The sequence below is a fragment of the Streptomyces sp. NPDC030809 genome (genome assembly GCF_055572195.1).
In genome coordinates this window covers 240169-265587 of the sequence record NZ_JBVIDV010000001.1, presented here as the reverse complement: position 1 = coordinate 265587, position 25419 = coordinate 240169, and the positions used below count along the sequence as shown (strand labels likewise).

At 73.9% G+C, this 25419-nt stretch carries 21 protein-coding genes; 15 read left to right on the top strand and 6 right to left on the bottom strand.

Going from position 1 to position 25419, the window contains the following annotated elements:
• Positions 1-467: 467 nt before the first annotated feature.
• From ACZ407_RS01145 to ACZ407_RS01080, 14 genes are all read left to right on the top strand, one after another.
• Complete coding sequence (locus tag ACZ407_RS01145; RefSeq protein WP_468124435.1) at positions 468-725, top strand: DUF6284 family protein; 258 nt, start codon at positions 468-470, stop codon at positions 723-725.
• Complete coding sequence (locus ACZ407_RS01140; RefSeq protein WP_468124434.1) at positions 725-997, top strand: DUF6303 family protein; 273 nt, start codon at positions 725-727, stop codon at positions 995-997. Before ACZ407_RS01145 ends, ACZ407_RS01140 begins: the two co-directional genes overlap by 1 nt.
• Positions 994-2007: a DUF2637 domain-containing protein gene (locus tag ACZ407_RS01135; RefSeq protein WP_468124432.1), complete on the top strand. Its 1014-nt coding sequence runs from the start codon at positions 994-996 to the stop codon at positions 2005-2007. The genes ACZ407_RS01140 and ACZ407_RS01135 overlap by 4 nt, the downstream gene beginning before the upstream one ends.
• Positions 2008-2166: 159 nt before the next feature.
• Positions 2167-2592, top strand: a complete 426-nt coding sequence (locus ACZ407_RS01130) for a hypothetical protein (RefSeq protein ID WP_468124431.1) — start codon at positions 2167-2169, stop codon at positions 2590-2592.
• Entirely contained in the window at positions 2592-3188 is a 597-nt protein-coding gene (gene traA / locus ACZ407_RS01125; protein WP_468124429.1) for a plasmid transfer protein TraA, read from the top strand. The genes ACZ407_RS01130 and traA overlap by 1 nt, the downstream gene beginning before the upstream one ends.
• Positions 3189-3206: 18 nt before the next feature.
• Positions 3207-5252: a plasmid transfer protein TraB gene (gene traB, locus ACZ407_RS01120; protein WP_468124428.1), complete on the top strand. Its 2046-nt coding sequence runs from the start codon at positions 3207-3209 to the stop codon at positions 5250-5252.
• A gap of 170 nt (positions 5253-5422) precedes the next feature.
• Entirely contained in the window at positions 5423-5890 is a 468-nt protein-coding gene (locus ACZ407_RS01115; RefSeq protein ID WP_468124426.1) for a hypothetical protein, read from the top strand.
• Between the two features lie 129 nt (positions 5891-6019).
• Complete coding sequence (locus tag ACZ407_RS01110) at positions 6020-6859, top strand: bifunctional DNA primase/polymerase (RefSeq protein ID WP_468124424.1); 840 nt, start codon at positions 6020-6022, stop codon at positions 6857-6859.
• Positions 6860-6861: 2 nt separating this feature from the next.
• Positions 6862-8337 carry an ATP-binding protein gene (locus tag ACZ407_RS01105; RefSeq protein ID WP_468124422.1) on the top strand — a complete coding sequence of 492 codons (1476 nt, stop codon included), beginning with the start codon at positions 6862-6864 and terminating at the stop codon, positions 8335-8337.
• Between the two features lie 491 nt (positions 8338-8828).
• The gene (locus ACZ407_RS01100; protein WP_468124897.1) at positions 8829-9026 is read left to right on the top strand and encodes an excisionase family DNA-binding protein; all 198 of its coding nucleotides are present in this window, start codon (positions 8829-8831) and stop codon (positions 9024-9026) included.
• Positions 9027-9101: 75 nt separating this feature from the next.
• Positions 9102-10286, top strand: coding sequence for a site-specific integrase (locus ACZ407_RS01095; protein WP_468124421.1), 1185 nt, complete (start codon positions 9102-9104; stop codon positions 10284-10286).
• Positions 10287-10435: 149 nt separating this feature from the next.
• Positions 10436-11608 carry a UDP-N-acetylglucosamine--N-acetylmuramyl-(pentapeptide) pyrophosphoryl-undecaprenol N-acetylglucosamine transferase gene (locus ACZ407_RS01090; RefSeq protein WP_468124419.1) on the top strand — a complete coding sequence of 391 codons (1173 nt, stop codon included), beginning with the start codon at positions 10436-10438 and terminating at the stop codon, positions 11606-11608.
• Positions 11605-12627, top strand: coding sequence for an SDR family NAD(P)-dependent oxidoreductase (locus ACZ407_RS01085; protein ID WP_468124417.1), 1023 nt, complete (start codon positions 11605-11607; stop codon positions 12625-12627). The genes ACZ407_RS01090 and ACZ407_RS01085 overlap by 4 nt, the downstream gene beginning before the upstream one ends.
• A 257-nt stretch (positions 12628-12884) precedes the next feature.
• The gene (locus ACZ407_RS01080; protein ID WP_468124415.1) at positions 12885-14555 is read left to right on the top strand and encodes an FG-GAP repeat domain-containing protein; all 1671 of its coding nucleotides are present in this window, start codon (positions 12885-12887) and stop codon (positions 14553-14555) included.
• A gap of 13 nt (positions 14556-14568) precedes the next feature.
• Here ACZ407_RS01080 and ACZ407_RS01075 read toward each other — a convergent pair whose 3' ends face one another.
• Positions 14569-17085, bottom strand: a complete 2517-nt coding sequence (locus ACZ407_RS01075) for a SpoIIE family protein phosphatase (protein ID WP_468124414.1) — start codon at positions 17083-17085, stop codon at positions 14569-14571.
• A 258-nt stretch (positions 17086-17343) separates the two neighbouring features.
• Here ACZ407_RS01075 and ACZ407_RS01070 point away from each other — a divergent pair, with 258 nt between their 5' ends.
• Positions 17344-18588 carry a glycosyltransferase gene (locus tag ACZ407_RS01070; protein WP_468124413.1) on the top strand — a complete coding sequence of 415 codons (1245 nt, stop codon included), beginning with the start codon at positions 17344-17346 and terminating at the stop codon, positions 18586-18588.
• A gap of 103 nt (positions 18589-18691) precedes the next feature.
• Here the strand turns inward: ACZ407_RS01070 and ACZ407_RS01065 are convergent, their stop codons facing one another.
• From ACZ407_RS01065 to ACZ407_RS01045, 5 genes are all read right to left on the bottom strand, one after another.
• A complete protein-coding gene (locus ACZ407_RS01065; protein ID WP_468124411.1) occupies positions 18692-20626 on the bottom strand; it encodes a helix-turn-helix domain-containing protein in 1935 nt (644 codons plus the stop codon).
• A 21-nt stretch (positions 20627-20647) separates the two neighbouring features.
• Complete coding sequence (locus tag ACZ407_RS01060; RefSeq protein ID WP_468124409.1) at positions 20648-22021, bottom strand: MFS transporter; 1374 nt, start codon at positions 22019-22021, stop codon at positions 20648-20650.
• A gap of 139 nt (positions 22022-22160) precedes the next feature.
• On the bottom strand, positions 22161-22937 hold the full coding sequence (locus tag ACZ407_RS01055; RefSeq protein WP_468124407.1) for a 3-hydroxybutyrate dehydrogenase: 777 nt from the start codon (positions 22935-22937) through the stop codon (positions 22161-22163).
• Between the two features lie 105 nt (positions 22938-23042).
• Positions 23043-23561 carry a hypothetical protein gene (locus tag ACZ407_RS01050; RefSeq protein ID WP_468124406.1) on the bottom strand — a complete coding sequence of 173 codons (519 nt, stop codon included), beginning with the start codon at positions 23559-23561 and terminating at the stop codon, positions 23043-23045.
• Between the two features lie 151 nt (positions 23562-23712).
• Complete coding sequence (locus ACZ407_RS01045; protein WP_468124404.1) at positions 23713-25302, bottom strand: serine hydrolase; 1590 nt, start codon at positions 25300-25302, stop codon at positions 23713-23715.
• Between the last annotated feature and the right edge of the window lie 117 nt (positions 25303-25419).

Genomic DNA, 25419 nt, shown 5'->3' with positions numbered 1-25419 from the left:
CCGGGCGCGAAACCGAAGAACTCCGGAGTCCTGCTTGACGGATGCCCGATGCGGTACCTGTAATAGAGGTACCGCATCGATCCTGAAGGGTCCGGAGCGGAGCCTTGGCCCCGGCTTGCCCGAAACGGCTGGCGGGGCTGGGCGCAAGCACGGCCAGGAGCCCCGCGGCGGTCGGGGGGAGGGTCCCGGATCCCTTGTCATTCCGGAGGGCTTGAGGCCGAAAGGCCACGTCTCCGTACGCCTACACGGGAGCACGCTCCCGAAGGAGACATCGCAAGAGTTCAGCCCCGCGGCTCGCGCCGCGGCCGGTTGCCTCTCCCGCCGGTCCGGGTCCCGCTTGCAGGTGCTCGTACGGGCGGGGTGGGGGGAGCTGGAGTTCTTCCTGCTTCACAACGAGGTGCGCCCCCGGTGCTGGAACACCAGGGGCGCTGTTCGGTCCCGTTCCTGTGTGAGAGGAGCAAGACACGATGAATCCCATCGTTGCACGTCACGTGGGTGTTACCCGTCTGCCGGCGGATCTGGAGCCGACGGATGCGGAGCTGGATGCGATCGAGGTGGAGATGGACGTCATCTCGGCCGAGGTCGAGCTGCTGGACGCGCTGATCGTGCTGCTGGACCGCCCGGCGTCGGAGTTCGACGCGCGTCGGATCCGGCATGCGCACCGGCGGGTGCTGGCTGCCCGCCGGGACGCGGAGAACCGCTCGATGCCGCCGGTGGTGGCGTGATGGCGCGGGCGCAGATGGCGTGCCGGTCGGGCCGCTGGCACCTGTACGTGATTCAGTCCGGCGCGTCCCGGTGGCCCCACCACGCCTTCCCGGGCTCTACGGTGCCGACGGTCGCGGAGCGTTCACGGGCCCTTGAGGCACTGGGCTATGTGTTCACGGGGGCGCCGGAGTGGACGTGGGTGGAGGACGCGGAGCAGTATGGCGACCCCGCCTCTCCGGTGGTCCTGATCGCCGCCGCCCACGTTGCTCTGGCCGGCGGGGGTGCGTCGTGAGCGATGTTCAGGTGCGTTCATCGGAGCGCGCTCTGTCGTTCGGGACGTGGTTGATCGTGGGCGGGGCGATGCTGTTTTCGGTCCTGACGGTCACGCCGCTGATGGAGGCGCACACGGCGGAGCGGTGGGAGTGGACGGCTCCGATTCTGCCGCTCGTGGTGGATGCCGCGGTGGTGATCGTGGTCCGCCTTGATTCGGTCCTGGCCCGGTTGGGCGGCAGTGCCGGCGGGTGGCCGGTGGCGCTGCGGTGGATGACCGGCGCCATGACCCTGCTCTTGAACATCGGCGAATCGGCCCTGGCCGGGGACCTGGTGGGGGTGGCGGTGCACTCGGTGGCGCCGCTCCTGCTGATCGTCACCGCGGAGGCCGGGCTCGCCTACCGGCGGGCCCTGACCGCCGCCGTGCTGGCCCTGGAAGCAGAGCGGCGGGCAGAGGCGCAGGCCCGGGAGAAGGCGGCGGCGGAGCGTGAGGAGGCTCGCCAGCAGCGGGTGCGTGAACGCCGCGACCACGAGGCGATGCTCGCTCGTGAACAGCGTGAACACGAGGCTGCTCTTGCCCGTGAGGAGCGGGACCGGCAGGACCGGATCCGCCGGGAAGAGGCGGAGCGGGTGGAGGCTCGTGAACGCGCTCAGCGGGAGGCGGATGAACGCCGTGAACGCGAGCGTGAACAGCAGCGCGTGGAGGCTGAACGCCGTGAACGCGAGGCTGCGGAGCGGCGTGCGGAACAGCTCCGGCGGCAGGCCGAGGATGCGCGCCGTGAACGCGAGCGTGAACAGGAACGGGCCGCGCGTGAACAGGCTGCACTGCTGGCCGCCGGCCCGCCCGAGCAGAAGCTCTCCGAGGACCGGGCGCGCCACGTGGTCCAGGCCGCGTATGCGGCCGGGGTGCCGGTGCGGACGGCGGCGGAGCTGACCGGCCGGTCCGTGGGCTGGGTCTCCTCCCGCTACCAGGAACTGCGCGAACTCACCACCACCGCACCCCGCCGGGTGCTCGAAGGCACTGCGTCGTGAAGCCCGCCCGGGCGGCGGGGCCGGTGGCACTCCCGCCTGGTGCCCCGCCCGCCCCCTTTCGACTGTCTTGAAGGAGTTGCTGTGTCTCGTCGTACGCGGCCGCGGGCCGCTTCGAGTGTGCACATCCCGCGTCAGCGTGGCCGGCGTGAGCCGGTGGTCGTGTTCATCAGCACCGAGCCCGCGCAGAGCCTGTGGGTGCGCATGGCCGTGGCCGTGGGCCGATGGGCCTGGAAGCACCGTCACGCATGGACCCCGACCGGCACGGCCGTGCTTGTGCTGGCCGTGACTGCTGCGGCTCACCTGGTGGAGCCGGGGGCGGGCTGGTGGCTCGCCCTGGCCGGTGCTGCGCCGCTGACTGTGTGGGGGTGGCTGGCGGTGCGCCGTCCGGCCGGTACCCGGCAGGTGCGCTGGTGGCGGGCGGCTCTGGCCGTGGCTGCCACCGTGCTGTTCGGCTGGGTGGGCCTGGCGGTGGCGCTGGGTCCGTGGCAGGGCGGGCTGCTGCTGGGCTGGGCGGTGGGGACTCTCGCCGCGCAGGTCGCCTGGCTGGTTGTCCGTCGTATGAACTCTGAGAAGGAGACCGTCTGATGAGCCAGTCTTCCCAGTTCCCCGGCGCGGGTCAGGGCGGGTTCGGGGTGTGGAACACGGTCGGTCCGCAGAACCAGCGGCGCCGCTCGCCGGGTGCGGGGGCGAACGGGTCGCAGACGAAGGTGAACAGCAAGTCGTTCGCGCCCGGTTTCACCCTCAATGTCAACGCCGGCAACCGCACCACGAACAGCAACGGCGGCGGTGGCCGGGGGTTCCAGCCCGGCTCGGGCGGGCGTCAGCCGCAGGCCCTGCTGCCCGCGCCGGAGTTCAGCTCGCCGGCGCAGGTCCGCCAGTACTGCAACAGCGTCCGCGCCGCCGGTGTCGCCCTGTCGATCGAGGTCGCGATGGGCGCGGAAATCCTCAAGGCCACCCTGACGCAGGTCCCGGACCCGAACGGCCGGATCGGGGGTTCGCGGATCCGGGCGGCGAAGGTCGCGCGGAAGATGCAGCGGGCCGCCGATGCGTTGCGGGACGCGGCGAAGAACGCCGCCGCCACCTACGCCGCCTTCCAGCAGGAGTACGAGGAAGAACTCAACCGCGTCCGCCACCGCGCCCGGCCGCCGCAGGCCCCGCGCATGGACTGGGCCCAGTACTAGAAGAGGGGGCTGATCGTGATGGCCGAGCACAACACCGAGCAGGTCTACGAGGACCAGCTCCGCGGCGCTTCCGACGGCGCCGGGGTCTGCTCCTACCTGCTGCACCGGCTCAAGCCGCACCTGCCGCCGTGGCTGTGTGCGGGTGGGGTAGGGCTCGCCGGGGCGCTGGGAAGCTGGCAGTGGCAGGGCAGCGCCGCCGCAGGCGTGGGACTGACGCTCTCCTCGGTCGCGCTGACCGGGGTGGCGTGGTGGGCGGGAAAGTCCACCGGCCAGCAGCGGCGCCTGCACTCGGCCATCACGGTCGCGGCCGGCTCGGCATGGCTGACAGGCGCCTGCCTGGCCGGGCCCCTGACCGGACCGCTCCCCGACCTCTACCTCATGGGCGCCCCGGCCGTTGCCCTGTCGTGGAACATCCGCATGGTCCTGCGCCGCAACGTCGAAGGCACGGCCGCCGGCGGCGGGGACAAGGGGCTGCTGGAGAAGGTCGGTCTCGCGCGGGCTCAGATCGGCGCCACGTCGGTGGAGCCGAACCGGGTCACGGCCAAGGTGGCGCTCGAACCGGGTGAGCAGACCAACGAGGACGTTGCCAAGGTCCTGCCCCGGCTCGCATCCGCCCTGGACCTGCCGACTTCCGCCGTGCGCTACCTGCCGGACGCGGACTCGGCCCGCCGCGGCGAGATGGTCATCGTCCCGGAGGACATGCTCGCCCACGTCATGGAGTGGGAAGGACCCTCGCACCTGGGCGGCAGCATCGCCGATCCGCTGGTCATCGGCCGCTACGACGACGGCGCCCCTCTGCAGCTCTGGCTGCCGGGGGACCCGGACGTCAAGCGCAACAGCACCCACCTGCTCATCGCTGGCGGCACTGGCTCGGGCAAGGGCGAGACCGCCCTGAACCTGATGCTGGAGGTCCTCTCCCGCCGCGATGTCCTGCTGTGGCTGTCGGACCCGAAGATGTTCCAGGACTTCCGCCCCCTGCTCCCGGGCCTGGACTGGGCGGCCGAGGGCGGGCAGGACACCGAAATCATGGTCGAAGCCATCAAGGCCGTCATCCCCGCCCGGACCCGGTGGCTCGGCGCTCACGGCTACCGCCAGTGGGTCCCGGCCGCCGCCGAGAAGCAGACCGACCCCGCCCGCTCCTGCCGCCCGGACGGCCGGGCGTGTGGGTGTGAGGGCATGCCGTTTCTGGTGACGTGGATGGAAGAGGCCGCGAACACCCTGCGGCTCATGGGCGACGACGCGTTCACCGGCATCGCCCAGGAAGCACGATCCGCAGGCGTCAGCCTCATCGTGTCCCTGCAGCGGCCGTCCTACGACCAGATGTCCACCTCCACCCGGGCTTCCCTGCCGTCGGTCATCGCACTGGGCTGCGACCCCCGCGACGAAGGGTTCTCCCTCCCCGAGGCAGTCATCGACGCGGGCGCCCACCCGGGGGCGTGGGGCAACCGGCGGCCGGGCTACTGCTACCTCGTATCCCCGGGCGTCCCCGAAGACCGCTACCCCTCCCCGGGCCGCACCCTCGCCATCCCGCACACCGCCACCCCGACCATCGAAGCACTCGCCGCATGGGCCCAGCAGCACGGCGCCACCGCCGACCCCGTCACGGCCGGCGCCGCAGGATCGGTGGCCGGACAGAACTACACCGGCCGCCCCAACGACACCGACACCGACCGCGGGCCGCGCCCGGCGGAGGCCCGGGAAGGAGCCGACGGCATGGAAGCGGAACCGTACGGGCTCCTCGTGGACCCGGAAGACGCGGGCATCGACCCCACGGCCGAACTGCCCGACGACGAGCCCGGCGACGACGCCCCGCTCTGGACGGCTCCCGGCCGCAAGCCGTCCCCGGCCGAAGCCCGTGAGCTGTTCGCACGCGCGCTGGACGACTTCGAGGCGACCGGGCAGATGGTGGTCGGGCCGAAGGACTTCATGGACTGGTGCGACGCCCACAACCTGTCCCGCCCGTGGGTCTCCGAACGCCTCAAGGAAGCCGCCCTGACCGGCCGCCTGGAGCCGACCTCCGCCACCGGCCGGTGGCGCATCGTCCCCACCCTCATGGCCGCCTGACACCTGACACCGTCACACCGCCCTGACACCCAAACCCCTAGGCAAACCCGCTGTCAGAACTCGTGACACCCACCACGTGACACCACCTGACACCGGCACCTGACACCTCCACCCACGGGCCCGCGCCGACCACCCGGCGCGGGCCCCACCCCTATCCAGGAGGCACCCCGATGCCCCACGAGCCCGCCCTCCACCACCCCCTCCCGATCACCTGGCACCCCGCCGCGACCACCCCGCCGGCGCCCCTGGTCCCGGCCTCCCAGGGTGGCCCGGAGATCCGACTCGTCACCCTTCCCGACGGCACGCGCACCCTCGCTTACGCCCACCCCAACACCGTCGAACCCACCGCCGCCCCAACCGGGCTCCCGCGGTGGGCCAAGACCACCGCACTCCTCGCCCCCACCGTCGGCGGAGGCATCGGCGCGGCCGGAATCGGAATCTCCTACGCCGCCCCCGGCCTCATCGCCGCCGCTGACGCCCTCTGGGCCGGCGCCGCCCTCGTCGCAGCCCTCGTCGCGGCCCCGGCCCTTCTGCGTGCGGGCCGCGGCCGCACCCCCACGGCCACCACCCACATCACCCAGAACGTCACGGCCACCGGCCTCTTCGGCCGCGCCACCGGCACCCTCAGCAAGCGTTGACCGACTGCAACAGCAAGGGCGGCCCCTTCTCGGCAAAGACCGGGGCCGCCCTCTTCCAGCACTACGAACTGGAGGTTCCAGCATGACTCACCCGACCCCGATCCGGCGAGACCACCGGCAGGTGGCCGCATGAACGAGCACCTGCAGACCGCCCTCGAACTGGCGGCGATCGGTATCCCGGTCCTGCCGCTCAGTCGCGAGAAGCGGCCCGTAGCCAACTGTCAGGCGTGTCGCGGGAATGCGTGCGGCGGTCGGCCGAACATGAAGACCCCCGGCCCCTGCCGGTGTGCGCGCCCCTGCCACGCCTGGGCTGCTGCCACCACCAATCCCCGCTTGGTCACGTCCCTGAGGTGGCGGGGTGCTTGGGAGGCCGGGGGAGGCGTCGCCTACCACCCCGGCGGCGCCCGCCTGACCGTCGTAGATCTCGACAACGCCTATGCGATCGCCTGGGCCCGCGAGCACCTGCCCGCGACGCTCACCGTGGCGAGCACGCGTGGCGAGCACTGGCTCTACCGCGGTGCCATGGCTTCCGCCAACAACGTCCGCCCCGGCGTGGACATCAAATCCAGCATGGCCTATGCCCGTTGGCTCGGAAGCGGTACCGGCGACATGGTCTGGCTCCCCGAGGACGTGCGCGCGCTGGTCGTGAAGCAGCCCAGCATGGTCCGGCCGGCGCCGGGCACGGGCACGGTGTCCGCGCCTGCGGGAGGTGAGCAGTGCCCGCACCGGTCGCCCGCCTACCTGGAACGGGGCATCGCGATGGCGGAGCAGCGAGTCACCGCGGCTTCCAGTGCCGTGCACGCCACCGTGTACCGAACCTTTTTGGCGGTCCTGTCCGCGCACGGGAGGTGCGGCTGCCTCACCGAGGGGCACGTGGCCCGGCTGTTCGCCGCCGCGCAGGCCAAGGGAGAGTCCCCGCGGCACTGCACGGAGGCCTGGGTAAACGCCCGTACCCGGTTGGGGCTGTAGCCATGGCCGATGACGACAAGACCCCGGGCCGGGAGGTCATCACCGACTACGCCCGAAGCGAGTTCCTGTACTTCCGCACTGCCGACGGGACCGTGTTCGCGCAGCGCAAGGGCCACCCCGTCGCGCGCCCGATCCGCTCCCAGGGAACTTCCGGCAGCCACCGGCAGGAACTCATGGTCGGCCTCTTCAAGGATGGGCTGGGTGTGTTCAACGGGACGGCGCTCAAAGAGGCCCTCGACCTGATCGAGGCCCTGGCGATGAGCCAGCCGGTACAGCCGGTCCACATCCGGGTCGCGCCGGGGTTCGACGGCGCTACGTGGCTCGACCTCGGCCGCAACGACGGGCAGTCCGTACGCATCCACCCCACCGGATGGGAGGTCACAACCCCTAAGCCGGAGGAGGTGTGCTGGCGGCGGACCCAGCTCACCGGCGAGCTGCCGATGCCCGCGAAGGACACCGACGGCAAGGGGCTCGACCTGCTGCTGCGGCTGTGCAACTTCGCCAACCCGGCCACCGAGTGCCTGGCCGTTGCCTGGCTCATCGGGTGTCTGGGCCCGTCCGTGCCCGTGCCGGCCCCGTTCCTCACTGGCCCCCAGGGAGCCGGCAAGTCCACCGGCGGCAGGATGCTGGTGCGGATCATCGAGGGCATGAGCGGCGACCTGCGCCGTGCGCCGAAGGACGAAGAGAACCTGATTGCCGCGGTGGCGGCCGGGTGGGTCACGGCGCTGGACAACCTCTCGCACCTGGCTCCGGACCTGTCCGACCTCATGTGCTGCATCGTGACCGGCGCCGAGACAATCAAGCGGGCCCTATACACGGATGGCGATGTGGTGCGGGCCCGCTACCGCAGGCCCCTGCTGCTGACCGGCATCGATGTGGGCGTCATCCGCCCCGACCTCGCCGAACGCCTCCTCCCGCTCCGCCTCGAACGGCCCCAGGTACGGCGCACCGAGGCGGAGCTGTGGGCGGAGTTCGAAGAGGCCCTGCCCGTCATCCTCGGATCGCTGCTCGACCTGACCGTCAAGGTCCGCGCCGCCGAGGCGGACATTCCCACCGACCTGCGGATGGCTGACTTCGCCCACCTGTGCGCTCAGCTCGACGCGGCCACCGGCCTCGGCGCGCTGAACGCCTACCGGACCGCCCTCGATGACCTCAACGATGACGTTATCGAGGGTGACCTGCTCGCCCAGACCGTGCTCAAGCACGCCGCCGGCACCGCGCCGGGTACGGAAGTCCGGATGACTTCCACCGAGTGGCTGCACGCCCTGACCCGGGTCTACACCGGAGAGGACTTCCGCCCCCTTCCCAAGGGCTGGCCCACCACCGGCAAGGTCCTCTCCGACCGCCTCAAGCGCCTGCAGCCCACCCTCGCCGCCCGCGGCGTGCTCGTGGACTGGGGTCGCACCAAGACCGCCAGGTACGTCGAAATGACCCGACCGTCCGTCCCGCCGCCCGACCAGACGACGCCGATGTTCTGACCAGCCCCGCCGCGGGGGTGGTCGCATCTGCAAGAGGAGCACCCCCGGCCAAGGCGGGCCGGTGCTCCTCTTGCAGTTCCGGCGGCACGCCGGCCCAAAAGGCGGCCGCGTAGCGGCTCCTTCTCATGCTCGAAGGCGCGCACCACAACAGACAGCCCAACCCCTTGTCCGAAGGGGAAAGGCGCTGCGTCACCCGCGTCACCATCGGACCGCGAACGGTCTCCGGCCTGCGGCCCGACGGTGACGCATACGGCCGCACCCTCTGTCACCCCACGTCACCTGCGTCACCGATGACGGACACCCCCACGGCCCGGTGACACACCATGACCCCCGCCCCGTCACCGAGACGTGCAGGTCAGGCACCGGAATGACGAAGGTGACGCGATGACGCAGAAATCCGGTCCTCGGACGGCACGATCCACCAGCCCATCCGGCCAGGGCGAGGAAGCGTTGGCCGATGAACCTGGAGAGGAGCCCCTTCAGTGGCACTGATGGTTGTACCTGAGCGTCGGCTTCACAGCGTCGAGCAAGCAGCCGAGCTGCTCGGTGTCGGGCGTTCCACGGCGTACGAGGAGATCCGGCTCGGGCGCCTGCGCACCGTGCGCTCCGGTCGCCGGAGGCTCGTTCCCACCGAATACGTCGATGAGTATGTCGAACTCCTCAAGCGCGAAGCACGGGCCGCCGCGTAAGCGCACCCGTAACCAACCCATCACGGGGCTGCACCGATGCCGGTGCGGCCCCGTTTTCATGCTGAAAGGTGCCAGATGGTCAACGAGAGCGCGCCGGCTCGGAAGGCGGCCAACGGCGAGGACTCCATCTACTGGGACAAGTCCAAGGAACGTTGGATCGGTGCTGTCTCGCTGGGCTACACCCCGGCCGGGAAGCGCAACCGTCCCAAGGTGTCCGGCAAGACGAAGACCGAAGTGCGGCGGAAGCTCCGGGATCTGCGCAAGGAACTGGAGCAGGGAGCCAAGGCGCCTGCCCACTACACCGTGAAGCAGGCGGTGGAAGCCTGGCTTGAGCAGGGACTCAAAGGGCGGGCGCCCAAAAGCCTCGACACCTATCGGTACTTGGCGAACACGCACATCTACCCGCCGCTCGGCGCTGCCAAGCTGCGTCTGCTGGAGGCGGACGCGCTGGACGAGTGGCTTGACGAGAAGGCCGAGGTGCTGGCCACCAGCTCTTTGCGGCTGCTGCTGTCGATCCTGCGGCGCTCCATTTCTCACGCGCAGAAGCGCGGTCGGGCAACGCGCAATGTGGCCACCCTGGTTGCGGTGCCGGACGGGCGGCCCGGACGCCCCAGCAAGTCCCTCTCGCTTGAGCAGGCAGCCGCTGTCTTACGTGCCAAGGAAGGCACGTGGATCCACGCGTACGTCGTACTGTCGCTGCTCGTGGGAACGCGGCCGGAAGAGACGCGGCCGCTGCTCTGGACGCATGTACACACGGCTCCGGAAGACGGGAGCAAGCCGCACATCGACGTGTGGCGGTCCGTGCGCAGGAGCGGGGACACGAAGACGCGGAAGAGCCGGCGGTCCCTCGCCATGCCGAAGCAGGCGGTGGAAGTGCTGGAAGCGCACCGGGAGCGCCAGCAGGCCAAGTTCAAGGCGGCCGGCAAGACGTGGACGAGGGAAGGCCTCGTCTTCCCCTCGACGGTGGGCCGCGTGATGGACGCGGGCAGGGTGCGCATCAACCTGCGGTCGCTCCTGAACGAGGCCGGGCTCGGCAATGCGGGGGAGTGGACGACTCGGGAGTTGAGGACGAGTTTCGTGTCCTTGCTGTCCGACCACGGCATGCCCATCGAAGCGATCTCCCGCCTGGTGGGGCACAGCGGCAGCAACACGACGGAGCGTGTGTACCGTAAGCAGCTCCGGCCCGTGATCACCGAGGGCGCCGAGGCGATGGACGAGATCTTCGGCCGCGGTCACGATGGTGAGGCGGAAGCGCCGTAAGAGCGCCGAAATGCAGGTCGTGGCTCCCTGATTGGCTCCCTCGGAGCGGACGCGCGGCCTGCGGCGAGGCTCTGAGCTGCGGCCTACCGCCGCGGGCCGCCGCATTCGCTCTTAGAACCCTCTTAGGGCGGGCGTGGAGAGTGCGGCGCATGACGACAGCACTCTCCGTTGTGATCGGTGCCGGGGGTACCGGTGGGCATATTTATCCTGGGCTGGCGCTTGCCGAGACGTTGCGGCGGGTTGTGCCGGGGGCCGTGATCTCCTTCGTGGGGACCGAGCGGGGGCTGGAGACCGAGCTGGTTCCCGCCGCCGGGTACCGGCTGCACACCGTGGACATGATTCCGTTCGATCCGGGGCTCGGGGCCCGGCGGTACCTGTTGCCGGCGGACCTGCTGCGGTCGGCCGGGCAGGCGCGGGCGGTGCTGCGGCGGCAGCGGGCGCAGGTGGTCGTGGGGATGGGCGGGTACCCCAGTGCCCCGGCGGTGCTCGGGGCGCGGTTCGCCGGGGTGCCCGCGCTGATCCACGAGTCCAATGCGGTGCCCGGCCGGGCCAACCGGTTCGCGGCCCGGCTCACCCCGCACCTCGCCGTGGCCTTCGACCGCAGCCGGGCCCATCTCGCGGGCGGGGAAAGGGCGTTGACCACCGGCATGCCGATCTCCGCGGCCCTCGCCGGACTGGACCGGGCCGCCCTGCGCGACAGCGCGCGGCAGGCCCTCGGGGTGCCGGCCGGGGCGCGACTGGTGGTGTTCAACGGCGGCAGCCTCGGGGCCGCCCGGCTCACCGCCGCCGCCACCGGCCTGGCCCGCAGCTGGCGGCGCCGCGAGGACGTACGGCTGCTGGTCAAGACCGGGCCCGCGGCCCTCGACGCAGCCCGGCAGGAGCTCGCGGAGAGCGGCGGGGACCGGATCGCCCGCGCCGTGCCGTACCTGGATCGGATGGACCTCGTCTACGCGGCGGCCGACCTGATCGTCTGCCGCGCCGGTTCGGCCACCGTCGCCGAACTCACCAGCACCGGGGTCCCGGCCGTGCTCGTCCCCTACCCGTACGCCCCCGGCGACCACCAGACCCACAACGCGCGGGTCCTCGCCGACGCCGGAGCCGCCCTGCTGCTGCCGGACGCCGAGACCACCGCCGAGCGGCTCGACGCCCTCCTCGGCCCGCTGCTGGCCGACCCGTCCCGGCTCGCCGCCATGGGCGGGGCCGCCGATCCGGGGCCGCACGCCCGGGCGGCCGAGCTGCTCGCCGCCGAAGTCCTGCGGCTGGCCGGCCACCCGGCCGCCGCCCCCACTCCCACCCGCACCACCGAACCGGAGCACGCGTGAACACCGACATCCCCGCCCAGCCCGCCGCCGGCCCCTGGCACGGCCGGACCGTCCTCGTCACCGGGGCCGAGGGCTTCATCGGCTCCACGCTGGTGGACCTGCTGGTGGCCCGCGGCGCACGGGTCCGAGCCTTCGTGCACTACAAGCCGTACGCCGAGAAGGGCCACCTGGCCCGGTACCTGGGGCCCGGCAGCCCGGTCGAGATGCTCGCGGGCGACATCCGCGACGCCGGACGCGTGAGCGACGCCGTCCAGGGCTGCGACACCGTCTTCCACCTCGCCGCGCTCATCGGCATCCCGTACAGCTACGACTCGCCCGGCGCGTACGTGCAGACCAACGTGACCGGGACCGAGAACATCGCCGAGGCCTGCCGCCGCCACGCGGTGCGCCGCCTGGTGCACACCTCCACCAGCGAGGTCTACGGGACCGCCCTGACCGCGCCCATATCCGAGAGCCACCCGCTCCAGCCGCAGTCCCCGTACTCGGCGTCCAAGATCGGGGCGGACATGATGGCGCTCTCCTTCCACCATGCGTTCGAGCTGCCCGTCACCGTCGTACGCCCCTTCAACACGTACGGGCCCCGGCAGTCGGCCCGCGCCGTCATCCCCACCATCCTCGCCCAACTCCACTCCGGTGCACGGGAGATCAGGCTCGGAACGGTCACCCCCACCCGGGACTTCACCTACGTCACCGACACCGCCGCGGGATTCCTCGCCGTCGCCGGGTGCGACCGGGCCCTCGGGCAGGTGGTCAACCTCGGCAGCGGCCGCGAGATCTCCATCGGGGACCTGGCCCGGGCACTGATCACGGCCTCGGGCCGGGACGCCGAGGTGGTCGCGGACCCGGCCCGGATGCGCCCCGCGGGCAGCGAGGTCGAGCGCCTGCTGTCCGACAACGCCCGGGCCCGCCTGTGGGCCGGCTGGGAGCCGCAGGTGCCGCTGGCGGAGGGGCTGCGCCGCACCTCGGACTGGGTGGCGGGGAACCTGCACCTGTTCGCACCGGAGCGCTACCAGGTCTGAGCGGGCGGCGGCGAGGCGATCCGGCGGACCGCATGCGCCGTACGCGCTGCACCCCTGCATGCGCCGTACGCGCTGCACCCCTGCGCGCGCCGTACCCGTGCACGCGCCGCACCCGCCGCACCCGCCGCACCCGTCGTACGGGCGGCCGACTCGGCGTGAACTCGGCCGAGTCGGCCGCCCGTACGGCGGGAAGGCTCTGCACGCTGTGGGTGCGACGCACGCGCACCACCGCCGGACCGCCGACCTCAGGGGGACCCGTGTCCTTGACGCGCAGCACACGACTCGGCCTCGCCGCCACGGGGTGCGCCCTCGCACTCGCCGTGGCCGCCGGCCCCGCCCCGGGTGCCCCGGCCGCGGCCCCGGCCGCCGCGGCCCCGCCCGGGGGCGCGGCCCTCGCCGCCGCCCCCGCCCCGCCCCGCTTCGACCTCGACCGCGACGGTCTCGGCGATCTCCTCACCACCGGCGACGACGGCCGCGCCCACCTGCTGACCAGCAGCCGCGGGTACGCCCCCGCCCCCTACGCCCTGGAAGCGGCCGACCTCTCCGAGGTCTTCGAGGACCTGGTGCCGGCCGGCGACCTCGACGGCGACCGCAGACCCGAGCTGCTCACCCTCTCCGCGGACGGCCGGCTGACCCTCCACACCGCCGCCCCCGAGGGCACCCGCCCGGCCCGCTGGACCGGCCGCGGCTGGCAGATCTACAACCGGGTCGTGGCCGCCGGCGACCTGACCCGCGACGGACACCCCGACCTGCTGGCCCGCGAGCCCGGCGGTGACCTGTACCTGTACCGGGGGACCGGCCGCGCCTCGGGCGGACCCTTCGCCCCGCGCGCCAGGGTGGGCGGCGGCTGGGGCGGCTACGACCAGCTGGTCGGGCTCGCCGACGCCGACGGGGACGGCACCGGGGACCTCCTCGCCCGCTCCCTCGACGGCACCCTCTGGTTCCACCGCGGCACCGGCGAGGCCTCCGCGCCCCTGCGCCCGCGCACCCGCGCGGGCACCGGCTGGGACCGCTACAACCTGCTCATCGGGGCCGACGACCTCGACGGGGACGGCCGCGGGGACCTCCTCGGACGCGCCCCCGACGGCACCCTCTACCGCCACTCGGCCACCGGCGCCGGCACCTTCGGCCCCGCCGTCCGGCACAGCGGGGGCTGGCAGCACCGCCGCCGCACCGCCGGCGGGGGCGCCACCGCCGTCTACGGCCGGGCACAGGCCGTGGGGGTCACCGCCGACTGGCGCTGGCTGCGCCACGACACCCGGGCCGACGGCCGGTTCGCCCCGGCCTGGGACATCTCCGACCCCGCCGACCCCACCCTGCCGGCCGGCATGAAGACCGGCTATGCCGCCGCCCTGCACACCCGCGACCACGCGACGTTCGTACAGGTCCAGGGCAGCGCCCTCTACCTCAACGGGCGTCTTGCGAGCAGCAGTTGGGCGTACGACGCCACTGTCGGACCCGGTGACCTGACCGGCGACGGCCGCGGGGACCTGCTCTCCCGGGACTCCGCCGGCATCCTCTGGCTGCACCCCGGCAACGGCGCCTTCCACACCTCCCTCGGCCCCCGGGTGCGGATCGGCGGCGGCTGGCAGGTCTACGACCGGCTCGCCGGCGGCGGGGACCTCACCAACGACGGCCGCCCCGACCTGCTCGCCCGCGACCGCACCGGTCGGCTCCACCTCTACGCCGGCACGGGTACGGCCGCCGCGCCCTTCCGGCCCCGCGTACCGATCGGGGCGGGCTGGAACGCGTACGACGCCCTGCTCGCTCCCGGGGACCTCGACGGGGACGGCAAGGCGGACCTCGTGGCCCGCGACTCCCGAGGGGACCTCTACCGCTATTCGGGCACCGGCCGGGAGAGCGCCGCCGTGCTGGCCCCCCGGGTGCGGATCGGCAGCGGCTGGCAGAAGTTCAGGATGCTCTTCTAGAGGCTTCGAGCGCTCAGGAGGCGCCCGGGGTACGGGCCGCCAGCAGCAGGGCGATGTCGTCCGGCCGGTCGGCGGCCCGCAGCGCCTCCGCGATCAGCCGGTCGGCGATGTCCCCGAGCGGGGCCGGCCCGGCCGCGGCCAGCGCCCCGCGCAGCCGCTCCACCCCGAGGTCGATGTCCGTGCCCGGTTTCTCCACCAGCCCGTCCGTGTACAGGGCGAGCACCGCACCCGGCTCCAGGTGCAGCCCCGCCACCGGATAGGCCGCGTCCGCGGCCACCCCGAGCACCACCCCGCCCGGCAGGTCCAGCACCTCGGTCCCGCCGCCAGCCCGGCGCAGCAGCGGCTGCGGGTGCCCGGCCCGCACCGCCCGCGCCTCTCCGGTCGCGGGGTCGAGCAGGACGTAGCAGCAGCTCGCGAACTGCCCCGGGTCCAGGTCGATCAGCAGCCGGTTCGTGCCGCGCACCACGTCCTGCGGACTGTTGCCGCCCAGCGCGAACGCCCGTACCGCGCTGCGGAGTTGGCCCATGGTCGCGGCGGCGGACACCCCGTGCCCCTGGACGTCCCCGATCACCAGGGCCAGCAGCCCGCCGCCGGTCTCGATCACGTCGTACCAGTCGCCGCCCACGTCCATGCCCTGGGTGCCGGCCAGGTACCGGCCCACCGTCTCCACCTGCTCGTGCCGGGGCAGCCGGTGCGGCAGCAGGGCGTCCTGCAGCCCGCGCGCGAGCGCCGCCTCCGTGTCGTAGCGCTGGGCCCGCTCCAGGGCCTGCGCGATCAGGCCCGCCAGGGCGGTGAGCACCGTCCGGTCCTCGGGGCTGAATCCGCGCGGCTCCTCGAAGCCGAGGATGCACGAGCCCACCGGCCGCCCCGAGGCGATCAGCGGCAGGAAGGCGCGGGCGCCGGTGTCCGCGTCCATCGGAATCCCCGGGTAGGCGGCGGCCAGGTGCTCCATGGACTCGAAGAAGATCGGCCGGCCGGTGGTGAGGGTCTCCACGCCCGGCAGCCGCTCGTCCAGCGAGACCCCGTCGAACCGGTCCAGGAACCCGTGCGGGAAGCCGGTCTCCCACGCCAGGTACAGGTGCCGCTCGTTGAGCAGGTAGATGGCCAGCTGGCGGCCGCCGAACGCGGGCAGCAGCTCGTCGGTGACCACCGCGGACACCTGCCGGGCGGTGACCGCCTCCGTCAGCGCGATGGCCAGGGCCACCGGCCGGTACAGGGCCGCGGCCCGGTCGGCGGGGGAGCCGAGCCCGGCCCCCGGCCGCACCACCGAGCCCGGGGCGTACGCCGGCTGCTCGGTGGCGGCGAAGGTGACGGTGACCGCGTTGCGGTCCGGGTGCAGGAACACCGTCAGCCACTCCCGCGGCGAGCGGCGGGCCGCGAAGCTGACGTGGTCCCCGGAGAGCAGCACCGACCGGAAGTAGTCGGCGTACGCGGGATGCCCGAGCCAGGGCAGCGCCTCCCACAGCACCCGGCCGGCCAGCTCGGCCCGCCCCAGGCCGAGCAGGGCGCGGCTGCCGTGGTTGGCGTACGTCACCCGGCCCAGCCGGTCGATCGACACCACGGCCTGCGGCAGCCGGTCGGCGGCCTCGTCGGGCACCGCACCCGTGCCCGGGTCCAGCACCAGCCCGCTCAGCCGGCGGCCCGGCAGCGCCGTCATCTCCAGCAGCAGGATCCGCCCGTCCGCCCCGCGCAGCGGCATCCTGCGGGTGGCCGGCCCCTCCGGCCCGCCCAGCGCGTGGGCCGCCGCCCACATGCCGACCCGGTCCTCCGGCGCCCACCCGGCCATCAGCTCGTCCGCCGTCCCCCGGAACTCCTCCGGATCCAGCCCGGCCAGCGCGCACAGCCCGGGGTCCGCCTCCATGGCCCCCGTACCGAGGTCCCAGGTGAACCGGCCGCTGCGCACCGGCGGGGCGGCCGGCTCGGGCAGCTGTACGCACACCGGCTCGGCCTCCCACTCCACCGGTACGCCGGTGGACACCAGCGCGGTCAGGGCCTCGCCGAGCCGGGCCGCACCCGCCCGCATCGCCCGCCGGGCGGCCTCGCCCACGGGCGTTCCCGGCTGCACCGGACGCAGCACCATCAGCACCCCGAAGCGCTCCCCGCCCGCGGCCACCGGCTCGTACAGGGAGCCGAAGGGGAAGGGCAGCCCCGCCATCAGCTGCGGGAAGCGGCGCATGGCCTCCTCGGCGTCCGCCAGGTACACCGCCCGGCCGGTGCGATGGGCCTGGGCCACCGGGAACGGGCGGTTCACGTGCATCCGCCACCACGGGCCGAACAGCCGTCCGGGCAGGCCGGCAAGCACCGCGAGCCGCAGCAGCCCGCCCGTACGGGACCGCAGGTAGACCCCGCCGGCGTAGCCGCCGACGGCCTCGGTCGCACTCACCGTGGCCTGGGCCATCGCCAGGGTCAGCGGGTCCGGACCGCCGGCCGGGGCCCCGCTCCCGCGCGCAGCACCGTCCGGCGCTGGGTGCCCGGCCACGCCGTACCCGGTCACACTGCCAGGATGCGCCCCGCCGGACCGGGGGCGCATCCGGTGCCCGACGGGAGGGGGCGGGTCGGCCGGGCCGACGTGCGGTCGGCCGCTGCTCGGCGGTCGGTGGGGAGCTGCCCGGCAGCGGCGCCCGGCCCGGTGGGGCCGACCCCGGTGGGGCCGACCCGGGTGGGGCCGACCCCGATGGGGCCGGCCCCGGTGGGCGGCCCCGTGCGGTGGGCCGGTGAAGGGCCGCGGGCCCGGTTCCGTCCGCGCGGGCGCTGGCCCGTCCGCCGCCCGGCCTGACACAGTGGCCGCGTGCGCGTACTCATCGTCACGGCAGGCTCCTGGGGCGACGTCGCCCCCTACACCGGGCTCGGGACCCGGCTGCGGTCCGCCGGGCACGAGGTGGACCTCGCCACCCACGCCCGCTTCGAGGCCGCCGTCCGCGTTCACGGCCTCGGCTTCCGGCCGCTGCCCGCAGACCCCAAGGACATCCTCGCCTCCCCCGCCGGACAGGGGCTCGCCCGCGCGGTCAGCGCCCCCGTGGCCATGGCCCGGATGGTGCACATGGCCGGGGAGTTCCTGCCGCGGCTCACGGCGGGCATCGCGTCCGCCGTGGCCGCGGGCACCGACGTCCTCATCGCCTCGCCGCTGACCGAGCCGATGTGCGCGGCGCTCGCCGAGGCGCACCGGCTGCCCTGCCTCGGCGCCCACCTCCAGCCCGTCACCCCCACCGGCGCCTACCCGCCGCCGGTCACCGCCGCGCGGTGGCTGGGGCGGCACGGCAACCGGCTGGCCTCGCAGGCCCTGTGGGCGGCCGGGGACCGGCTCTTCGCCCCCTCGGTGGGCCGGCTGCGCCGTGAACTCGGCCTGCCCCGCCGCCGGTTCGCGGGACCGCTGGGGCTCGACCGGGACCGGCCGGTCCACCACGGATTCAGCGCCCGCGTCGTGCCGCGGCCCGCGGACTGGCCTGCCGGACACCGGGTCGGCGGCTACTGGTGGCCGCCCGTCCCGCCCGGCTGGCAGCCCGACGCGCGGCTGACCGCCTTCCTCGAAGCCGGACCGCCGCCGGTGTTCGCCGGCTTCGGCAGCTTCGTCACCGACCGGCCGGAGCGGCTGAGCGCCCTGCTCGCGCAGGCCCTGCGGGCCGCCGGGGTGCGCGGCATCGTCCAGAGCGGCTGGAGCGGCCTGCACGCCGAGAGCGAGGACCTCCTGACCGTCTCCGAGGTGCCCCACGCCTGGCTGTTCCCCCGCACCGCCGCCGTGGTCCACCACGCCGGGGCCGGGACCACCGCCGCCGGGCTGCGGGCCGGGGTTCCGGCCGTCCCGGTGCCCGTCCAGCTCGACCAGCACTTCTGGGCCGCCCGCCTCACCGCCCTCGGCGTGGCCCCGGCCGGCCTGCGGTTCCAGCGCCTGACCGCGGACCGGCTGGCGGACGCGGTCCGCCGCGCCGTCTCCGACCCGGGCTACGGGGTGCGCGCCGCCGCGATCGCCGCCGCGCTCGCGGCCGAGGACGGGGCGGCCCCCGTACTGGCGGCCCTCGACCGGCTCGGGGGCTGACCGGCGCACCCGCCGCCCGTCCGCCGCCCACCTGCCGAAGCCGTTGTGCGGAAGCACCCGCCGGCTGCCCGCCCGCCCTGGCCGAAAGGGTTGTGGGACCAGCTCATTGGCGGCCCGTCAGCTGGTGCAGGTGCAGGGCGAGTTGGATCTCCAGGGTGCGTGCAGGAGTGTTCCAGTCCGCCCCCAGCAGGGTCGCCACCCGCTCCAACCGCTGGACGACGGTGTTCACATGGACGTGCAGGACCGCCTTGGTCCGGGTCAGGCTGCCGCCCTCGGCGAAGTACGCCGCCAGCGTGCCCGCCAGGTCCGTCCCGCGCTCCGCGTCGTAGTCCAGGACCGGCCCGAGTTCGCCCCGTACGTACGCCGAGAGGTCCGCCTTCTCGCCGAGGAGGAGGCCGATGAACCCCAGGTCGGCCAGGGCCGCGCCCTGCCCCGTACGCCCCAGGGCCCGGAGTGCGGCCAGGCAGCGCCGGGCCTCTTCGTGCGCGGCGGGCAGCCCGCCGGGACCGGCCGCCGGGCCCGCCGCCCCGACCGTCACGTCCGTGTCCAGCAGCCCGCCCAGTTCCCGGGCCACGGACTGCGCGAGCCGGCCGGGCTGCTCGGCGGGGGCGATGAACGCGACCTCCTCCCGGTGCAGTCCGGCCAGCCCGCGGCGGGCCTGCGCCAGCCGCGCCGCCGCCGAGAGCAGCCGGGGAGCGGGCACCCCGGGCGCGGCCACCGCGAACACCGCGTGCCCGCGGGCCAGGTTGACGCCCAGCCGGCGCGCCCGGCGGGCCAGGCCGGAGGGCTCGGCCGTACCGGACAGCAGGTCGTTCAGCAGCTCCCCGCGGATCCGGTCCTCGGCCTCCGCCACCGACCGCCCGAGCAGCAGCAGGAGGGCGGTCACCACGCTCGCCCGCTCGAACAGCAGCCGGTCGGCGTCCCCGAGCCCGTCCCCGTCCCGGTCCCCGCGCGTCAGCGCGATGCTGCCCAGCGGCTCCGGCCCGGCCATCACGGCGCACAGCCAGCTCCCGCCGGCGCGCACCGCCCGCCCGCTCGCGCGGGACGCAGCCACGGCCTCGGCCGGCGGCGCGGCCGGGCCTTCCCCGGCCCTGGCCAGCTCCACGCCCTCGCTGTCGTGGACCACGATCCCGCCGTCCAGGAGCCCGGCGAGGGCCACTGCCAGGCCGGTGACGTCCCCGCCGCGCAGCACCAGGTCGGTCAGCCGGCCGTGGGCCTCCTCGGCCCGCCGCATCGCCTCGCTGTGCGCCCGGATGGTCACGGAGGCCGCGTTCAGCTCGTCCAGCGCGGCCCGGGTCTCCTCCAGCAGCCGCGCCCCGTCGATGGCGACGGCCGCATGGTCGGCGAGCGAGGACAGCAGGGCCACCTCGTCGGCCGTGAACCCGCGCGGGGCCCGGTCCGCCGCGTACAGCACTCCGATGATCCGGGCGCCGACCCGCAGCGGCACCCCGAGGATGGCCCGCAGCCCCTCCTCGGCGACCGCGCTGTCGATGGCCTCGGTGTGCCGGAACCGCTGGTCCGCCTGGTAGTTGCTCGTGACGTACGGCCGCGCGCTCTGGGCCACCAGCCCGCCGAGGCCCTCGCCGAGCCCCAGCCGGACCTGCTGGAAGGCCGCCGCCACCGAGCCGTCGGTGACCCGCATGTACGTGTCCCCGGCGGCCTCGTCGTTGAGGGACAGGTAGGTGACGTCCGTGCCCAGCAGCAGCTTCGCCCGGTGCACGATGGCCCGCAGTACGGCGTCCAGGTCGCGCAGCCGGGCGAGGTCCCCTGCGGTGTCGAACAGTGCGGTCAGTTCCGCCTCCCGGCGCCGGTGCTGCCCGATGGTCCGCCGGATCCCCAGGGCGACCGCGGTGGCCTCCTCGATCTCCGCGAGCGCGGCGGCCGGCAGGCCCGCCTCCCGGGCCTCCGCCGCGGGGCGCGCGAAGTCCTCGGCGGGCGCGCCCCCGGCCAGCAGGTCCAGCAGGCGCCGCAGCCCGGCCGCGGATCCGGCAGCGGATCCGGCATCGGCATCGGCTGAGGCTGTCACGCCGGTGAGCATACGTGCCCGCCCTTCCCGGGGTCAGCGGGCCGTCGGCTGCCGCACGGCCGGGGCCGGTACGGAGGCACCCGGTGCGGCCAGGCTGCGCCCTCGGGTCTCCCGGGCGAGGGCCACGGTGACCACGGTGACCAGGGCGGCGGCGCACAGGTAGACCGCGACCGGCAGGGCCGAGCCGTAGTCCTTGAGCAGTTCCACCGCGATGATCGGGGCGAGGGCCCCGCCGACGATGGAGGCCAGCTGGGAGCCCATCGAGGCCCCCGAATAACGGACTTCGGTGTCGAACATCTCCGAGATGAAGGCCGCCTGCGGCCCGTACATCGCCCCGTGCAGCAGCAGTCCGCCGGTCACGGCCAACGTGATCACCGGGAAGGAGCGGGTGTCCAGCAGGGCGAAGAAGGCGAAGGCCCAGCCGGCCATGCCCGCCGCGCCGATCAGGGTCACCGGCCTGCGGCCGATCCGGTCGGAGAGCGCGCCCCAGGCGGGGATGGCGACGAAGTGCACCGCCGAGCCGATCAGGACGGCGTTCAGCGCGTCGCTCTTGGGCAGGTGCAGGTGGGCCGTCACGTAGACGAGCAGGAACGCGGTGAGGATGTAGTACGAGATGTTCTCCCCGAGCCGGGTCCCGATGGCCGTCAGCACCTGGCGCCGGCTCGTGCGCAGCACCTCCACCAGGGGCTGCCGCTCCTCGGCGCCCGCCGCGGCCCGCTCGGCGGCCTTCTCGCGGGCGGCGAGGAAGACCGGGGACTCGGACACGGAGATCCGGATCCACAGGCCGATGGCGACCAGTACCCCGGAGAGCAGGAACGGGATCCGCCAGCCCCAGGCCAGGAAGGTCGCGTCGGACTGCACGGCGGCCAGCAGCGCCAGCACCCCGGTCGCCAGCAGGTTGCCGCCGGGCGCCCCGGCCTGCGGCCACGAGGCCCAGAACCCGCGGCTGCGGTCGTCCCCGTGTTCCGAGACCAGCAGGACGGCCCCGCCCCACTCCCCGCCGAGGGCGAAGCCCTGCACCAGCCGCAGGAGGGTCAGCAGCACCGGTGCCCCGGCGCCGATCGTGGCGTGGGTGGGCAGCAGGCCCATGGCGAAGGTGGCCCCGCCCATCATCAGCAGGCTCACCACGAGCAGCTTCTTGCGGCCGATCCGGTCGCCGAAGTGTCCGAAGACCATGCCGCCCAGCGGCCGGGCGGCGAAGCCGACGGCGTACGTGAGGAAGCTGAGCAGGGTGCCGGTGAGCGGGTCGCTGGCCGGGAAGAACAGCTTGTTGAACACGAGCGCGGCCGCGGACCCGTAGAGGAAGAAGTCGTACCACTCGACGGTGGTCCCGATGAGGCTGGCGGCGACGATGCGCTTGAGGTTCGAGGGGGACGCGCTCGGCGGAGCGGATGCGGAGGAGGGCATGGGTCACCACTTCCGGGTCGGGGAGGGAGGTACCGGGGGAGGAGCGGATGCTGCGGAGGGAGGTGCCGGCGGTGGGCGGGGGTGCCGGCGCTGGAGGCGGGTGCGGGGGCGAGCGGCGGTGCGGGGCGCGGTGCGGGCGTCAGTGTGCGCCCCAGCCGCCGTCCACCGGGAGGGAGGCGCCCGAGATGTATCCGGTGAGGGGGCCGCAGAGCCAGAGGGCGGCGGCCGCCACCTCCTCGGGCTCGATGAGCCGCTTGATGGCGGAACGTTCCAGCAGGACATCGGCGGCCACCTGCTCCGGCGGGATGCCGTGCACGGCAGCCTGGGCGGCGATCTGGCCCTCGACCAGCGGGGTGCGGACGTAGCCGGGGTTGACGCAGTTGCTGGTCACCCCGTGCGCGGCCCCTTCGAGGGCCACGACCTTGCTCAGCCCCTCCAGCCCGTGCTTGGCGGCCACGTACGCCGACTTGTACGGACTGGCGCGCAGCCCGTGGACGCTGGAGATGTTCACGATCCGGCCCCAGCCGCCCCGGTACATGTGCGGCAGGCAGTGCCGCACCAGCAGGAAGGGGGCGGTGACCATCACGCGCTGGATGAGCTCGAAGCGCTCCGGCGGGAACTCCTCGACCGGGGCCACGTGCTGGAACCCGGCACTGTTGACGAGGATGTCCACGGCCGCGGGCAGGGCCCCGATCGCGGCCCCGTCGGCGAGGTCGGCCACGTGGGCCTCGCCCCCGGTGGCGGCGGCCGCCGCGCGGGCCGCGTCCGCCCGTACGTCCACGATGTGCACGGCGGCCCCGGCCGCGGCCAGGGCCCGGGCGCAGGCCAGCCCGATCCCGCTGCCGCCCCCGGTGACCAGGGCGGTGCGGCCGCTGAGATCCGGCCGTCCGAGGTCCGGCAGGCTGTCGTTCGTCATGGCCGGAACGTTAAGGAGCGGCCGGGAGCCTGCCCATGGCTGCCGCCACCACACCCCGGGGGTGCGTCATGGTGGCGGCCGCCATGGCACCGCACCGCCGTGGCCCTACACGCGGAACAGCTGTTCCTCCGGGAGGGCCAGGGCGGTCCGGCCCGCGGCCAGGATGCGCACCCCGGGCGCGGCGGCCGGAAGCCGGCGCAGCCAGGCGCGGGCGGGCTCGTCGAGGTGCTCGGTCCCGTCGAGCACGAGCAGCATGTCGCGCTCCGCCAGCCAGGTGGTGGCGTCGGCGGTGCCGCAGGGCAGGAACGGCATGCCCTCCAGCCGGCCCAGGGCCGCGGCGATGTCGGCCGGCCCGAACGCCCGGTCCATGGTGACCACGGCGGTGCCGTCGAAGAAGTTCGAGGCCAGGCGCTGTGCGATGGTGCGCGCCAGCCGGCCGGCCGGTTCCCCGTCCGGCGCGGTGAGCGTCACCACCCGGCCGCGGCGGACCGCGGTCAGCAGCCGAGAGAGCCGGTGGACCTCGGACGGCGGGCGGCTTCCGCAGGAGCGGTCTCCGGACGGGCCGGCGGGCCGCATGGCTTCGGCGCACAACGCGCCCGGAATTCCCCAGTAGTCGATCGTCACGATGCCCCCGTTGCATACGTGTGACGGCGCGGCCGGGTAGTCCAAATCAGGCCGCATTGCTGTCGATTATGCGTCGCGCGCTCCAAGAGACCAGAGGAATCGCCCAGTCCACTGAAAAATGGACCAATCGGCGGAAGCCGTAACCTGCTTGTCACTCGGACGACGTTTCTCCGGCGGCCTTGGTGAAGGTGCCGAGCCCGGTCTGGTTCAGGTACTCGACCGTCACCGAACGGTCCTTGAAGGTCACCCCGGTCCGCCCGACCGCGTTCTCGCCCCGTGTCTCGAAGCTGAACACGTTCCCGTCGTAGTGGCTCAGCCGGTAGCGCTCCGGCTTCGGCCCGAGCAGCAGGACGAGTCCGCCGCCCGGTTCCTCGGTCACGGTGAGCCGGCCGTAGTAGGGGTTCTCGTAGCTGCCCGTGTAGGCGGAGTTGTCCTCGGCGGCCTTGCGATCGGCGGGCGGGGAGGCGTAGTCGGTGGCGGACGGCTCGTCTCCCAGGGTCAGCTGCTGGGAGTAGAGCGAGGCGGCGAGGGCGAGCCAGTCCGTGCGCGGCTTCCCGTACTGGGCGGTGTCGAAGAAGTCCAGGGCCACCGCGTCGGGCAGGCCGGTGGGCGCCGCGTTGGTGAGGACCACGATGCCCAGCTGCTCGGCCGGCAGCATCGTCACGTTGGTGTTCGCGCCGAGGTCGAAGGCGCCGGTGTGGCTCAGCCGCAGCCGGCCCTGGTCGTCGTAGCTCACGTTCCAGCCCAGGCCGTAGAACCCGGTGCGGGCGACCGGCGTGCGTGCGGGGGAGGAGGTGACCTGCGGCTGGTGGGTGTGCAGGAGTTCCTCGCCGTTGACGATCTGCTTGCCGTCGAGCTTCCCGCCCGCGAGCTGGAGGCGCAGCCACCGGGACATGTCCCGGACGCTGGAGCTCACTCCACCCGCCGGGGCCTGGGCGTCGGCGTCGCGGACCTCCAGGGTCCGCCAGCTGCCGTCGGGGGCCTTCTCGTGCCCGTACGCCCGGTCGGCCGCCTTCTCGTAGTCCGCGAACGTGGTGCTGGTGGAGGTCATCCCGGCGGGCTTGAACAGCAGGTCCTCGTTCAGCTTCTGCCAGGACACGCCCTTGGCCCTGGCCACCGCTTCGGCGGCCGCCGTGAGGCCGAAGTTCGTGTACGCGTAGCTCGCCCGGAACGGGTCCAGCGACTCGTACTTCAGGTGCTGGAGGATGTACTCCTGGTCGTAGCCGAGGTCCTCCAGCAGGTCGCCCGCGTGGTCCGGCAGCCCGCTGCGGTGCGAGAACAGGTCCGCGACCGTCACGTGCGCGCCCACCCACGGGTCCTTGAGCGTGAACCCCGGGAGGTACTTGGCGACCGGGTCGCCCCAGCGGACCCCGCCCCGGTGCACGGCCTCGGCGACCACCGTGGAGGACACCGGCTTCGACACCGAGGCCAGCTGGAACACCGTGTCCGCGTTCACCGTCGCGGGCTCGCCCGCCTTCCGCACCCCGAAGCCCTTCATGTACACGACCTGGTCCTTGTACACCACGGCCACCGACACCCCCGGCACCCCCGTGGTGCGCATGGTGGAGGCGACGAAGCCGTCCAGGCGCTTGAGCGCGTTGTCCACGTCCGCCTTGGTGAGCAGCGGCCACGGCTCCGGTGGAGGTGTGGGTCCTGCGGCTTCCGCGCCGGGCGCCGCCACGGCGGCCAGCAGCGTGGCCAGCCCCGTCGCGGCGAGCAGCCGGCTCCTGCGGAGCCGCATGCTCCGTACGGCATGCATAAAGCCCATTGAACGCCTGCCGGGCCGGTCTGTCGTGCGCAGCGGCCGCCGCCGGCGACCGGGCGCCGGTGGTCCGACCGGGCGACAGCCCGGCACGCG